The organism is Rhizobacter sp. P2_H2 (assembly GCF_056403375.1).
The window spans coordinates 1-516 of sequence record NZ_JBFUFP010001860.1 but is presented as its reverse complement, the minus strand read 5'-3'; the positions used below and the strand labels follow the sequence as shown (position 1 = coordinate 516).

Below are 516 nucleotides of genomic sequence, written 5' to 3'. Positions count from 1 at the left end.
GCACCTCGTAGAGCATGCGGGCGGAGCGGCCGGTCTGGCGCTCGTCGCGCAGGCGGTCCAGCAACTCCCAGGCCCGCGATCCCAGGATCCGGATCACGATCTCGCGGTCGGAGAACGAGGTGTAGTTGTACGGAATCTCGCGCAGGCGGGGCGCCTTGTGCGCGGCAGTCGCCGCGGCGATCTGGTTCAGCGGGATGGGTGCGTTCATGGGGGCCAGGCTGCAGCACGCCTGTGGGGGCACTTGGACGCAAATGGTACCTCAGCACCTGTTCGGTGCCGGGCGCGCCCCGCCCCGGGGATCCGGCGGGGTAAATCCCGTTGCCGCGGCCGACCATCCACGACATAAACGGACTGTCACAAACTCGTAGCACACTGCGCGGCTGGTCAAAAACCAACCGTCATTTTCCGGAGAAGTACATGACAACGAAAAGATACGCCGCCCTCGCCGCCGCCGGCTTCGCCGCGCTGGCGCTCGCCGGCCCGGTCCACGCCCAGGTCGAAGTGCAGTGGTGGCAC

Annotated in this window: 1 protein-coding gene; it reads right to left on the bottom strand. The window is 67.4% G+C overall.

The features are described 5' to 3' along the window. The coding region (locus tag AC1D15_RS36630) for a DUF3683 domain-containing protein (RefSeq protein ID WP_477829956.1) at positions 1 to 208 on the bottom strand (208 nt) is incomplete at its 3' end. Positions 209 to 516 lie beyond the last annotated feature (308 nt).